The sequence below is a fragment of the Streptomyces pseudovenezuelae genome (assembly GCF_001513955.1).
In the GTDB taxonomy this organism is placed as follows: domain Bacteria; phylum Actinomycetota; class Actinomycetes; order Streptomycetales; family Streptomycetaceae; genus Streptomyces; species Streptomyces pseudovenezuelae.
In genome coordinates this window covers 980,104-993,453 of the sequence record NZ_KQ948145.1, presented here as the reverse complement: position 1 = coordinate 993,453, position 13,350 = coordinate 980,104, and the positions used below count along the sequence as shown (strand labels likewise).

Here is a 13,350-nt window from a genome sequence, read left to right as displayed (position 1 = left end):
TTCGGGAAATGAACGCGCCCAGGGGTCTCTCCCTGGAAGGGACGCCAGAGCCATGCGCAGAACCCGAGCCGCGGCCGCCGGAGCGGTCACCGTTTCCCTCATGACTCTCGTGACCGCCTGTGGCGGCGGCTCGTCGACGAGCGGCGGGTCCAACGACTCGCCGAAGACCCTGACCTACTGGGCCTCCAACCAGGGCGCCAGCATCGAGGTCGACAAGAAGGTCCTCCAGCCCGAGCTCGACAAGTTCGAGAAGCAGACCGGCATCAAGGTCAAGGTCGAGGTCGTCCCCTGGTCCGACCTGCTCAACCGCATCCTCACCGCGACCACCTCGGGCCAGGGCCCCGACGTCCTCAACATCGGCAACACCTGGAGCGCCTCCCTCCAGGCCACCGGCGCGCTGCTGCCCTGGAACGCCAAGAACTTCGCCGCGATCGGCGGCAGGGACCGCTTCGTCGACTCCGCGCTCGGCTCCACCGGCGCCCAGGGCCAGGACCCGGCCGCGGTCCCGCTCTACTCGATGTCCTACGCCCTCTACTACAACAAGGAGATCTTCGCCGACGCCGGCATCACCAAGCCCCCGGCCACCTGGGACGAACTGGTCGCCGACGGCAAGAAGATCCAGGCCAAGGGCAAGTCCGCGCTCGGCGCGGAGGGCGCGAACCTCTCGGAGAACATCCACCACGTCTTCGTCTTCGCCAAGCAGCACGGCGGCGACTTCTTCACCGCCGACGGCAAGCCCGACTTCGCGAACGACAACGTGGTGGCCGCCGTCAAGCAGTACGTCGACCTCATGGCCAAGGACAAGGTCATCCCGACCGGCGACGCCGAGTACGCCCAGAACCAGTCCGTCAGCGACTTCGCCAAGGGCAACCAGGCCATGCTGCTGTGGCAGTCCGCCTCCGCCAACCTCACGTCCCAGGGCATGAGCGAGGACAAGTACGGCATCGCACCCGTGCCCGTGCAGTCCGGCACCCCGGGCGCCGGCACCCAGGTCAACTCGGCCGTCATGGGCATCAACCTGGCCGTCTTCAAGAACACCGACAACATCGACGGCGCCAAGAAGTTCGTGAAGTTCATGACCGGCGACGCCGAGCAGAAGATCCTCAACACCGCCTACAGCTCCATCCCGCCGGTGAAGACCGTGCAGTCGGACAGCACGTTCAGCTCGGGCGCCAACAAGGTCCTCAAGGACACCCTCGCCACCAGCGCCGCCGCCCTGCCGCAGGTCGCCGACGAGTCGCAGTTCGAGACGGCCGTAGGAACCGCCGTCAAGGACCTGTTCGCCGACGCGGCCGCCGGACGCGCGGTCACCACCGAGTCGGTCAAGGCGGCGCTGGAGAAGGCCCAGCAGCAGATGCCGACGAAGTGAGCACGATGACCACCACCGCGCCCGCCGAGGCGGCCGTGGGCGAGACCCCTTCCGGGGCGGCGCATCCGCATCCCCGCCGCCGCCCCGGAAGGATCCGCCGCATCGGCCTGCCGTACCTGCTCCTGCTGCCGGCCCTGCTCCTCGAACTCCTGGTCCACCTGGTGCCGATGGTCATCGGCATCGTGATGAGCTTCAAGGAGCTCACGCAGTTCTACATCCGCGACTGGGGCACCGCGCCCTGGTCCGGCCTCGACAACTACAAGGTGTCGGTGGACTTCGACGCCCCGGTCGGCGAGGCGCTGCTGCACTCGTTCCTCGTCACCGTGGCCTTCACGCTGCTGTCGGTCGGCCTGTGCTGGCTGATCGGCACGGCGGCGGCGGTCTATCTCCAGGACACCTTCCGCGGCCGGGGCCTGCTGCGCGCGCTGTTCCTCATCCCGTACGCCCTGCCGGTCTACGCGGCCGTCATCACCTGGGTGTTCATGTTCCAGCACGACAACGGCCTGGTGAACCACGTCCTGCACGACCAGCTCCACCTCACCGACAAGCCGTCCTTCTGGCTGATCGGCGACAACAGCTTCTACGCGCTGCTCACGGTGTCTGTGTGGAAGGGCTGGCCGTTCGCCTTCCTCATCGTGATGGCCGGCCTGCAGAACATCCCGGGCGAGCTGTACGAGGCGGCGGCCCTGGACGGCGCCGGGATGTGGCAGCAGATCCGCCGCATCACGCTGCCGTCCCTGCGCCCCGTCAACCAGGTGCTGCTCCTGGTCCTCTTCCTCTGGACCTTCAACGACTTCAACACGCCGTTCGTCCTGTTCGGCAAGTCGGCCCCGGAGGCCGCGGACCTCATCTCGGTCCACATCTACCAGGCGTCCTTCGTCACCTGGAACTTCGGCACCGGCTCCGCCATGTCCGTACTCCTGCTGCTGTTCCTGCTCGTGGTGACGGGCGTCTACCTCCTGCTGACCTCCCGGGGAAGGAAGCCGGCCCATGGCTAGCACCAACTCGCCCATGGCACCGCCGCGTTCGTTCTTCTGGTCCCGGCGGATCTTCCTCACCCTGCTCACCGGCTTCGTCCTGCTGCCGGTGTACGTCATGGTCTCCAGCTCGCTGAAGCCGCTCGCGGACGTCACGGGCGAGTTCCACTGGCTGCCGAGCGAGGTGACGATCCGTCCGTACATCGACATCTGGTCCACGATCCCGCTGGCACGCTACTTCGTGAACTCGCTGGTCGTGGCGGGCGCGGCGACCGTCTGCTCGGTGGTGATCGCGGTGTTCGCCGCGTACGCCGTCAGCCGCTACGAGTTCCGCGGCAAGCGGGTCTTCACGGTGACCGTGCTCTCCACACAGATGTTCCCGGGCATCCTCTTCCTGCTGCCCCTCTTCCTGATCTACGTCAACATCGGCAACGCCACCGGCATCGCCCTGTTCGGCTCGCGCGGCGGGCTGATCCTGACGTATCTGACCTTCTCCCTGCCCTTCTCCATCTGGATGCTGATCGGGTACTTCGACTCGGTGCCGCGCGACCTGGACGAGGCCGCGCTGGTCGACGGCTGCGGGCCGCTCGGCGCGCTCTTCCGGGTCGTCGTGCCCGCCGCGATCCCCGGGATCGTCGCGGTCGCGGTCTACGCCTTCATGACCGCCTGGGGCGAGGTGCTCTTCGCCTCCGTCATGACCAACGACACCACCCGCACCCTCGCCGTCGGACTCCAGGGCTACTCCACGCTCAACAACGTGTACTGGAACCAGATCATGGCCGCCTCGCTGGTCGTCAGCGTGCCCGTGGTCGCCGGGTTCCTGCTGCTCCAGCGCTATCTCGTCGCCGGGCTGACGGCGGGCGCCGTCAAGTGACCGACCTTGAAAGGACTTCCGTGAGCATCGACCTCGCCGCACTCCCGCACGACTTCCTGTGGGGCACGGCCACGGCGGCCTACCAGATCGAGGGAGCCGTGGCGGAGGACGGCCGCTCGCCGTCGATCTGGGACACCTTCTCGCACACCCCCGGCAAGGTCGCGGGCGGCGACACCGGCGACGTCGCCTGCGACCACTACCATCGCTGGCGCGAGGACATCGGCCTCATGCGCCGGCTCGGCACCAACGCCTACCGGCTGTCCGTCGCCTGGCCGCGCGTGATGCCCGGGGGCGACGGCCCGGTCAACCCCAAGGGCCTCGACTTCTACGACGAGTTGATCGACGCCCTGCTGGCCGCCGGCATCACCCCGTCCGTGACCCTCTACCACTGGGACCTGCCCCAGGTGCTCCAGGACCGCGGCGGCTGGCCCGCGCGCGAGACCGCCGAGCACTTCGCGGCGTACGCCGAGGTCGTGGCCGGGCGCCTGGGGGACAGGGTGCGGCACTGGACCACGCTCAACGAACCCCTGTGCTCGGCCTGGATCGGCCACCTGGAAGGCACGATGGCCCCCGGCCTGAGGGACCTCACGGCCGCCGTCCGGGCCTCCTACCACCTGCTCCTCGGCCACGGCCTCGCCGCCCAGGCGATCCGCGCCGCGTCCCCGTCCGCCCAGGTCGGCCTCGTCACCAACCTCTCCACGGTCCACGCGGCCACCGACAGCCCGGAGGACCTCGCCGCCGCCCGCCGCATGGACGGCCACACCAACCGCTGGTGGCTCGACCCGGTCCACGGCCGCGGTTTCCCGGCGGACATGCGCGAGGTCTACGGGGTCGAACTCCCCGAACGGGCCGGCGACCTGGCGACGATCGCCGCCCCCCTGGACTGGCTCGGACTCAACTACTACATGCCGCTCACCGTGGCCGACGACCCCACCGGTCCGGCGCCCCGGGCCCGCCAGATCCCCCGCCCCGGCGTCCCGCGCACCGGCATGGACTGGGAGATCGACGCGAACGGCATCGAGACCCTGCTGCTCCGCCTCACCGACGAGTACGGCGCCCGCAAGCTCTACGTCACCGAGAACGGCTCCGCCTACCCCGACGTCGTACGCCCCGACGGGACGGTCGACGACCCCGAACGCCAGCAGTACCTGCTCGACCACCTGGCCGCCTGCGCGTCCGCCGCCCGCAAGGGCGCCCCGCTGGCCGGCTACTTCGCCTGGTCCCTGCTGGACAACTTCGAATGGGCCTACGGCTACGACAAGCGCTTCGGCCTCGTCCACGTCGACTACGAGACCCAGCGACGGACGATCAAGGGCACGGGACACCGGTACGCGGACGTCATCCGGGCGCACCGGGAAAGGGGCCGCAAGGCGGCCTGAGCGAGGGAACGGAACGAGGCGGGCGGGGGCAGCTGCCCCCGCCCGCCTCGTGAAACCGTCAGGTCAGGGCCACACCAGGCAGTACGGCTGATGCCCCGCCTCATGAAGACGGTGGCTGAAGTCCTGCCACTCGTGCAGCAGTTGGTACACGTTGAACGCGTCCCGGGGGCCGCCCCGGTCGGGGACCGTCGACCAGATGAACGCCGCCGCGCCGACCGCTTCCTCGCCTATGCCGCGCAGGGGGTCCACGACCGTCATGGGGAGCTTGACCACCGCGTAGTCGGGGTGCAGGACGACCAGTTCGAGCGGGGGGACCTTGTGGAGGGGGACGCCCTCGATGCCGGTGAGGACCATGGCCGCCATGGTCTCCGGCTTGATCTTGGTGAACATGCCGTTCATGCCGAGCTCGTCGCCGCCGAGTTCCTCGGGGCGCATCGAGATCGGGACACGGGCCGCGGTCGCGCCGTCGGGCGCGCCGAAGTACTTGTACGTCACCCCCACCCGACCACCATTCCTGCTTCCCGCCCTCAACGGATCGATCCGACGTTCGATACGTCGCTCGTCGCGTTCCGACTCATCCGGGGTGCCCGAGGCACTGCGTCCCTGACGTGTCTCGGCCGCTTCCTCCGCCTCGCGCCGGTGCCTTCCCCGCCGGGCACGTCGAGGACCCAGGTCGTCGGTCCCCTCGCCCAGTCCGCCACCGCGATGCATATCTCCACCCGACTGCTTTTCTAGGATGCGTGACCCCCGCCGCGCAACCCGATCATCGTGTCAGTGACCTCCCCCACGGCCGCCCGCCGAAACGTGCGCTGAAACACCTGTCCGCAGGATCTTCGCAGCCCCTGAACAACCGGCTCCGTGCCATCGTCTCCGTGAGCTGTGTGTATCTGCATTCAGTTTCGCAGATCGCGGGGCGCCGGGAGGTTTCGAGGGCTGGCCTACCCTGAGGTAGTCACCGGCAACGGGATCCGAGAAAGCCGAACAAACCGGAGAAGGTCGGAGAAGTCGCAGGATATGAGTGAATTGCCCTATTCGTACGATGCGCCTGTCTCGCAGGCCCTGTTCGACCGCGCGTCCGCCGTCACGCCCGGCGGCGTGAACTCCCCGGTCCGCGCCTTCCGTGCGGTGGGCGGCACCCCCCGCTTCATGGTGTCCGGCACCGGGCCCTACCTGACCGACGCCGACGGTCGCGAGTACGTCGACCTCGTCTGCTCCTGGGGACCCATGATCCTCGGGCACTCCCACCCCGAGGTGATCGCCGCCGTCCAGGAGGCGGTGTCGAAAGGCACCTCCTTCGGCACCCCCGGCGAGGGCGAGGTCGCGCTCGCCGAGGAGATCGTCGCCCGGGTCGAGCCGGTCGACCAGGTGCGGCTCGTCTCCAGCGGGACCGAGGCCACCATGTCCGCCATCCGGCTCGCCCGCGGCTTCACCCGGCGCACCAAGGTCATCAAGTTCGCCGGGTGTTACCACGGTCACGTCGACTCCCTGCTCGCCGCGGCCGGCAGCGGAGTGGCCACCTTCGCGCTGCCCGACACCCCCGGCGTCACCGGTGCCCAGGCCGGCGACACGATCGTGCTGCCGTACAACGATCTCGAAGCCGTCCACGAGGCCTTCCACCGGCACCCCGGAGAGATCGCCTGCGTCATCACCGAGGCCTCGCCCGGGAACATGGGCGTCGTGCCGCCCCTGCCCGGGTTCAACCAGGGGCTGAAGGACGCCTGCGCGCAGAACGGCGCCCTCTACATCTCCGACGAGGTCATGACCGGGTTCCGTACCAGCCGGAGCGGCTGGTACGGGATCGACGGGGTCAAGGCCGATCTCCTGACCTTCGGGAAGGTCATGGGGGGCGGGTTCCCCGCCGCCGCCTTCGGTGGCCGCGCGGACGTCATGGCCCACCTCGCCCCCGCCGGGCCCGTCTACCAGGCCGGCACCCTCTCCGGTAACCCGGTCGCCACCGCCGCCGGACTGGCCCAGCTGCGGCTGCTCGACGACGCGGCCTACGTCAAGGTCGACGCCGTCTCCGAGCAGATCCAGTCGCTGGTCTCCGAGGCGCTCGGCAAGGAGGGCGTCGCGCACACCGTGCAGAGCGCCTCCAACATGTTCTCGGTGTTCTTCACCGACCGGCCGGTGCGCGACTACGAGGACGCCAAGGCGCAGGAGTCCTTCCGCTACACCGCCTTCTTCCACTCCCTTCTGGAGAACGGCGTCTACCTGCCGCCGTCCTCCTTCGAGTCGTGGTTCGTCTCCACGGCCCACGACGAGCAGGCGGTTCAGCGGATCGCCGACGCCCTTCCGGCGGCGGCCCGAGCGGCGGCGGAGGCCACGGCAGCATGAGCACCCCGACCAACAGCGACATCACCGTCGTCCACCTCATGCGGCACGGCGAGGTCGCCAACCCCGACGGGGTCCTCTACGGCCGTCTCGCCGGCTACCACCTCTCCGAGCTCGGACGGCAGATGGCCGACCGGGTCGCCGAGCACCTCGCCCCCCGGGACGTCACCTACGTCTGCGCCTCCCCGCTGGAGCGGGCGCAGGAGACCGCCACGCCGATCGCCAAGGCGCACGGCCTCGACCTCGCGACCGACGAGCGGCTCATCGAGGCCGAGAACGTCTTCCAGGGCAAGACCTTCGGCGTGGGCGACGGCGCGCTGAAGAACCCCGACAACTGGAAGCACCTCGTCAACCCCTTCAAGCCGTCGTGGGGCGAGCCCTACGTCGACCAGGTCGTCCGGATGAAGGGCGCGCTGGACGCGGCCCGGGACCGGGCGCGGGGGCACGAGGCCGTGCTCGTCAGCCACCAGCTGCCGATCTGGATCGTGCGGTCGTGGGTCGAGAAGCGGCGGCTGTGGCACGACCCGCGCAAGCGGCAGTGCACGCTCGCCTCTCTGACGTCCTTCACGTACCAGGGCGACCGGATCGTGTCCGTGGGGTACTCCGAGCCCGCCATCGATCTCGTGCCGGTCCATCTCCGGGCCGGTGCCAAGCCCGCGAAGGGCAAGAGCAAGGCGTTCGGGGCGTAGCGCTCCGCGGGAACCGAGCAAGGCCGTGGGGAGCTGCGGGCCCGTCGTGGCTGGTCGCGCAGTTCCCCGCGCCCCTTCGGGCGCGTCTCTGTTACCGAATCCGGAACAAGTGCCGGAACCTTCCCCCTCCTCGTCTCCTCTGACTGGGTGACCACCCAAGAACGTGACGAATCGGGGAAACATGCGCGCTGTCAGCCGAAGGGGAGCAATAGGTCTCGGTGCGGGCGCCGCGGCCGCCGTAGGTCTCTCGGGGTGCGGCACCCTCACCGGCTCGGACGGGAACGGGTCGGGCGGGGTGACCCACAGCGCAGGGGCCTCGCCCAGCAAGAAGCCGCCCACCGCCCGCCCCATCGGTGACGGCTCCACCTCCTTCACCGGCAAGCAGCCCCACCAGCCCGGCAAGCCGGTGCCGTTGGAGCCCGGCCAGACCCCGCCGCAGTTCGTGATCTTCTCCTGGGACGGCGCCGGCGAGGTCGGCAACGGCCTCTTCCCGCGCTTCCTCGACCTCGCCAGGAAGCACGACGCGCACATGACCTTCTTCCTGTCCGGGCTGTATCTGCTGCCCGAGTCGAAGAAGCGGCTCTACGACCCCCCGAACAACCCCCGAGGCGCCTCCGACATCGGCTACCTCACCGACGAGCACGTCAGGGCGACCCTCACCAACGTCCGCCGGGCCTGGCTCGAGGGGCACGAGATCGGCACCCACTTCAACGGCCACTTCTGCTCCGGCTACGGCACCGTAGGCAACTGGACGCCCCAGCAGTGGAAGAGCGAGATCGAGCAGGCGAAGTCGTTCGTCAAGGAGTGGCGCACCAACACCGGCTGGACCGACCTGCCCGCGCTGCCCTTCGACTACGACAAGGAACTCGTCGGCGGCCGCACCCCCTGCCTGCTCGGCCAGAACAACCTGCTGCCCACCGCCCGCGAGCTCGGCTGGCGCTACGACGCCTCCTCGCCCGGCGGCCGCCAGGTCTGGCCCGAGAAGAAGAACGGCATATGGGACCTGCCGCTGCAGGCGATACCGTTCCCCGGCCGCGGCTTCGAGGTCCTGTCCATGGACTACAACATGCTCGCCAACCAGTCGATCAACTCGACCAACGCGCCCGCCCACAACTACCCGGCCTGGCGCGAGCAGTCCGCCGGCGCCTACATCGCCGGCTTCCAGCGGGCCTACGAGACCAACCGCGCCCCCTTCTTCGTCGGCAACCACTTCGAGCACTGGAACGGCGGCATCTACATGGACGCCGTCGAGCAGGCCTTCAAGCACATCGCGCGGGAGAAGGAGAAGGGCGCGGACGTCCGCATGGTCTCCTTCCGGCAGTTCGTCGACTGGATGGACGTGCAGAAGCCCGAGGTGCTCGCCGAGCTCCGCACGCTCGACGTCGGCCAGGAGCCGGCGGGCGGCTGGAAGACCTTCCTCAAGGCGCCCTCGACACCCTCCTCGACGGCCTCCTCGAACGCTGCCTGAAATGCGGGTTTCCGCCCGCAAGGGGGGTGCCCAAGATCCCCGGAACGGGCATGCGAAACTTTTCACATGAGTGCCGCCAGCCGTAGCCGCTCCCGAGTCCGCACCACCCTGCTCAGCGTGGGTGCCGCAGCCGCAGCGCTGACCCTGTCCGCCTGCAGTTCGGGCGGCACCTCGGGCGGCGGCGGTGACACCAACTTCGTCATGGGCGCGGACGGCATCTCGACCGCCGACAAGGGGGACCGGGGCGCCGCCCCCGACCTGTCCGGGAAGACCGTCGACGGCGGACAGCTCGACGTCGCCGACTACAAGGGCAAGGTCGTCGTCCTGAACATGTGGGGCTCCTGGTGCGCCCCGTGCCGGGCCGAGGCACCCAACCTGGAAGCGGTCAACAAGGAGCTCAAGGGCAAGGACGTGCAGTTCGTCGGCGTCAACACCCGCGACACCAGCGTCCAGAACGCCCGCGCCTTCGAGAAGGACATGGGCATCACCTTCCCCAGCCTGTACGACCCGATGGGCAAGCTGATGCTCCGCTTCACCAAGGGCACCCTCAACCCGCAGGCCGTGCCCTCCACGCTCGTCATCGACCGGGACGGGAAGATCGCCGCCCGCTCGCTCGCCGCGCTCAGCGAGAGCAAGCTGCGCAAGATGATCGACCCGGTCCTCGCGGAGAAGTGACGTGAGCGCAGTGGTCACGCTCGCCGCCGAGACGGGCTACAACGGCACCGTCCTCAACGGCGCCCTGCTCCTCGCCCTGCCCATCGCGGTCCTCGGCGGCCTGGTCTCCTTCTTCTCCCCGTGCGTCCTGCCGCTGGTCCCCGGCTATCTGTCCTACGTCACCGGCGTCACCGGCACCGATCTCGCCGAGGCCCGACGCGGCCGGATGGTCGCGGGCGCCTCCCTGTTCGTGCTCGGCTTCACCGCGGTGTTCGTCTCCAGCGGGGCGCTGTTCGGCTACTTCGGCCAGACGCTCCAGGAGAACCAGGGCGTGCTGTCCAAGGTGCTGGGCGTGCTCATGATCCTCATGGGTGTCTTCTTCATGGGCCTCATGCCCTGGATGACCCAGCGGGAGTTCCGCTTCCACAACAAACCCACCATGGGCCTGGTCGGCGCCCCGCTGCTGGGCGCGCTGTTCGGCATCGGCTGGACCCCCTGCATCGGCCCGACCCTCGCCTCGGTGATCGCCCTGTCCTCCCAACAGGGCAGCGCCGGCCGCGGTGCCATACTGACCGTCGCCTACTGCCTCGGCCTCGGCGTGCCCTTCGTGCTCGCCGCGGTCGCCTTCCGCAAGGCGCTCGGCGCCTTCGGCTGGGTCAAGCGCCACTACACCTGGGTCATGCGCATCGGCGGCACCATGATGATCGTGACCGGGCTGCTGCTGCTGACCGGCGCGTGGGACCGCCTCGTGCAGGACGTCCAGTCCTGGTCCGCCGGCTTCACTGTGGGGATCTGATCCATGAGCAAGACCACACCCGCCACCCCCGACGCCTCCGTCGGCGACCAGGACCTCGGTGCCGCCGGCTCCCAGCTGTCCACCGCCCCGGTCGAGGGGCCGCCGAACCTGCCCACCCTGGGAGCGATCGGCTGGGCCCGCTGGTTCTGGCGCCAGCTGACCTCGATGCGGGTGGCGCTGCTGCTGCTCCTGCTGGTGGCGCTCGGCGCGATCCCCGGCTCGCTGATCCCGCAGTCCGGTACCGACGCCACGAAGGTCGCCGACTTCGTCAAGAACAACCCCACCCTCGGGGACGTCTACGACAAGCTCGGCCTCTTCCACGTCTACAGCTCGGTGTGGTTCTCCGCGATCTACATCCTGCTGTTCGTCTCCCTGGTCGGCTGCATCGTGCCCCGCACCTGGCAGTTCGTCGGGCAGCTGCGCAGCCGGCCGCCGGGCGCGCCGAAGCGGCTGACCCGGCTGCCCGCCTACACCACCTGGCGCACCGCCGCCGAGCCCGAGCAGGTCCGCGAGGCCGCGCTCGCCCTCCTGAAGAAGCGGCGCTTCCGCGCCCACCTCGCCGGTGACAACGTCGCCGGGGAGAAGGGCTATGTGCGCGAGGTCGGCAACCTCGCCTTCCACATCGCGCTGATCGTGCTGCTGACCGCCTTCGCCTGGGGCCAGCTGTTCAAGTCCGAGGGCAACAAGCTGGTCGTCGAGGGCGACGGCTTCTCCAACACCCTCACCCAGTACGACGACTTCAAGTCCGGGAACCTCTTCGACACCGGCGACCTGGTGCCGCTCAGCTTCCGCCTGAACAAGTTCACCGGCACCTACGAGACCACCGGCCCCAACAAGGGCACCCCGCGCCTCTACCAGGCGGCCATCACCTACAGCGAGGGCGCCTACGGCAAGGGGCGGAAGACCCTCGTCAAGGTCAACGAGCCGCTGGAGGTCGGCGACGCGAAGGTCTACCTCACCGCCCACGGCTACGCGCCCCTCATCACCGTGCGGGACGGCAAGGGCAACGTCGTCTACCGCGACGCGGTCGCGCTGCTGCCGCTGGACTCCAACGTCACCTCCACCGGTGTGATCAAGGTCCTCGACGGCTACAAGAACGCCAAGGGCGTCAGCGAGCAGCTGGGCATCTCGGCCTTCTTCCTGCCGACCTACACCACGGGCAGCGAGACGGCCTCCACCTTCCCCGCGCTGAACAACCCGGTGCTCAACCTCACGCCGTACCACGGTGACCTCGGTGTCGACTCGGGCATCCCGCAGAGCGTGTACCAGCTCGACAAGTCGCATGTGAAGGACTTCAAGGACGCCAAGGGCCAGGAGCTCAGGGAGAACCTGAAGCCCGGCCAGACCATGAAGCTCCCGAACGGCGCCGGTTCGGTCACCTACGAGGGCACCAAGCAGTGGGCGAACTTCCAGGTCGTCCAGCAGCCCGCCAGTGGCTGGGCCCTCGGCGGCGCCCTCACCGCGATCTTCGGCCTCGCCGCGTCCCTGTTCATCCAGCGCCGCCGGGTGTGGGTGCGGGCGGTGCGCGGCGACGACGGCGTGACGGTCGTGGAGATGGCCGGCCTCGGCCGCAGCGAGTCGGCGAAGCTGCCGGAGGAACTGGGCGAGCTGGCAGGAGTGCTGTACGACCAGTCGCAAACCGAGCAATCCACCCCCGAACCCCAAGAAGCACCCTCTGAAGGGTCTGAAAAGTGACTCTCGCCGCCGCAACCGAGTTGGCCACCGCCACCAACGAGCACCTCGCCAACATCAGCAACACGCTGATCTACTCCTCCATGGCCGTCTACACCCTGGCCTTCTTCGCGTACATCGCCGAATGGCTCCTCGGCAGCCGCAGCAAGGTCGGCCGGACCGCCGCCGCGCTCACCGCCGGCGCGAAGACCAAGACCAAGGCCAAGGCGCCGGCCGTCACCGTGAACCAGGGCGGCAGCACCGCCGTACTGGAGCGGCCGCAGGTCGTGGTGCGGTCGGCGGCGGGCTCGCGGGACGTGCCCGACGGGCCCGGGGCGCACGGCGGGGACGAGCAGGGCGACCTCTACGGGCGTATCGCCATCTCCCTCACGGTGCTCGCCTTCCTCATCGAGCTCGGCGGGGTCGTCGCCCGGGCCGCCTCGGTGGAGCGGGCGCCCTGGGGCAACATGTACGAGTTCAACATCACCTTCTCCACGGTGGCCGTCGCCGTGTACCTCGGGCTGCTGGCCCTGAAGAAGAACGTGCGCTGGCTCGGGCTGTTCCTGGTCACCACGGTCCTCCTCGATCTCGGCCTCGCCGTCACCGTCCTGTACACCGCCAGCGACCAGTTGGTTCCCGCCCTTCACTCGTACTGGCTGTACATCCACGTCTCCACCGCGATCTTCTGCGGCGCGGTGTTCTACGTCGGCGCGGTCGCCACGATCCTGTACCTCTTCAAGGACAGCTACGAGAACAAGATCGCGTCCGGCGGCACGCCCGGCCGGTTCGCGAACTCCGTCCTCGACCGGCTGCCGGCCTCCGCGAGCCTCGACAAGTTCGCCTACCGCGTCAACGCGGCCGTCTTCCCGCTGTGGACCTTCACGATCATCGCGGGCGCGATCTGGGCGGGCGACGCGTGGGGCCGCTACTGGGGCTGGGACCCCAAGGAGACCTGGTCGTTCATCACCTGGGTCGCCTACGCCTGCTACCTGCACGCCCGCGCCACCGCCGGCTGGAAGGGCCGCAAGGCCGCCTACCTGGCGATGCTCGCCTTCGGCTGCTGGCTGTTCAACTACTACGGCGTCAACATCTTCGTCACCGGAAAGCACTCGTACGCCGGCGTCTGAGCCCCGAGGACCCTG

At 69.1% G+C, this 13,350-nt stretch carries 12 protein-coding genes; 11 read left to right on the top strand and 1 reads right to left on the bottom strand.

Annotated elements, in window-relative coordinates; translation table 11 throughout:
- Nucleotides 1–52 precede the first annotated feature (52 nt).
- The 4 genes from AQI94_RS11910 to AQI94_RS11895 are packed head-to-tail and all read left to right on the top strand — an operon-like array spanning nucleotide 53 to nucleotide 4,599.
- Nucleotides 53–1,369: an ABC transporter substrate-binding protein gene (locus AQI94_RS11910; protein ID WP_031058009.1), complete on the top strand. Its 1,317-nt coding sequence runs from the start codon at nucleotides 53–55 to the stop codon at nucleotides 1,367–1,369.
- Nucleotides 1,370–1,374: 5 nt separating this feature from the next.
- Entirely contained in the window at nucleotides 1,375–2,367 is a 993-nt protein-coding gene (locus AQI94_RS11905) for a carbohydrate ABC transporter permease (RefSeq protein ID WP_031058008.1), read from the top strand.
- Between the two features lie 13 nt (nucleotides 2,368–2,380).
- Nucleotides 2,381–3,220 carry a carbohydrate ABC transporter permease gene (locus AQI94_RS11900; protein ID WP_031058006.1) on the top strand — a complete coding sequence of 280 codons (840 nt, stop codon included), beginning with the start codon at nucleotides 2,381–2,383 and terminating at the stop codon, nucleotides 3,218–3,220.
- A gap of 20 nt (nucleotides 3,221–3,240) precedes the next feature.
- Nucleotides 3,241–4,599, top strand: coding sequence for a GH1 family beta-glucosidase (locus AQI94_RS11895; RefSeq protein WP_031058004.1), 1,359 nt, complete (start codon nucleotides 3,241–3,243; stop codon nucleotides 4,597–4,599).
- A 63-nt stretch (nucleotides 4,600–4,662) separates the two neighbouring features.
- Here the strand turns inward: AQI94_RS11895 and AQI94_RS11890 are convergent, their stop codons facing one another.
- Nucleotides 4,663–5,310, bottom strand: coding sequence for a hypothetical protein (locus tag AQI94_RS11890; protein ID WP_199790195.1), 648 nt, complete (start codon nucleotides 5,308–5,310; stop codon nucleotides 4,663–4,665).
- Nucleotides 5,311–5,613: 303 nt separating this feature from the next.
- On the opposite strand from AQI94_RS11890, the gene hemL reads away from it, so the two are divergent.
- The 7 genes from hemL to ccsB all read left to right on the top strand — a co-directional run bounded on the left by hemL (nucleotide 5,614) and on the right by ccsB (nucleotide 13,335).
- Nucleotides 5,614–6,933, top strand: coding sequence for a glutamate-1-semialdehyde 2,1-aminomutase (gene hemL / locus AQI94_RS11885; protein ID WP_031058002.1), 1,320 nt, complete (start codon nucleotides 5,614–5,616; stop codon nucleotides 6,931–6,933).
- Nucleotides 6,930–7,619 carry a histidine phosphatase family protein gene (locus tag AQI94_RS11880; protein ID WP_031057998.1) on the top strand — a complete coding sequence of 230 codons (690 nt, stop codon included), beginning with the start codon at nucleotides 6,930–6,932 and terminating at the stop codon, nucleotides 7,617–7,619. Before hemL ends, AQI94_RS11880 begins: the two co-directional genes overlap by 4 nt.
- A gap of 181 nt (nucleotides 7,620–7,800) precedes the next feature.
- Nucleotides 7,801–9,087, top strand: coding sequence for a polysaccharide deacetylase family protein (locus AQI94_RS11875; RefSeq protein ID WP_031057996.1), 1,287 nt, complete (start codon nucleotides 7,801–7,803; stop codon nucleotides 9,085–9,087).
- Between the two features lie 66 nt (nucleotides 9,088–9,153).
- Nucleotides 9,154–9,762 carry a TlpA family protein disulfide reductase gene (locus tag AQI94_RS11870; RefSeq protein WP_031057994.1) on the top strand — a complete coding sequence of 203 codons (609 nt, stop codon included), beginning with the start codon at nucleotides 9,154–9,156 and terminating at the stop codon, nucleotides 9,760–9,762.
- Nucleotide 9,763: 1 nt separating this feature from the next.
- Nucleotides 9,764–10,537 (top strand): cytochrome c biogenesis CcdA family protein, encoded by a 774-nt coding sequence (locus AQI94_RS11865; RefSeq protein WP_031057992.1) that lies wholly within the window; start codon nucleotides 9,764–9,766, stop codon nucleotides 10,535–10,537.
- A 3-nt stretch (nucleotides 10,538–10,540) separates the two neighbouring features.
- A complete protein-coding gene (gene resB / locus AQI94_RS11860) occupies nucleotides 10,541–12,232 on the top strand; it encodes a cytochrome c biogenesis protein ResB (protein WP_031057988.1) in 1,692 nt (563 codons plus the stop codon).
- Complete coding sequence (gene ccsB, locus AQI94_RS11855; RefSeq protein WP_031057986.1) at nucleotides 12,229–13,335, top strand: c-type cytochrome biogenesis protein CcsB; 1,107 nt, start codon at nucleotides 12,229–12,231, stop codon at nucleotides 13,333–13,335. Before resB ends, ccsB begins: the two co-directional genes overlap by 4 nt.
- Nucleotides 13,336–13,350 lie beyond the last annotated feature (15 nt).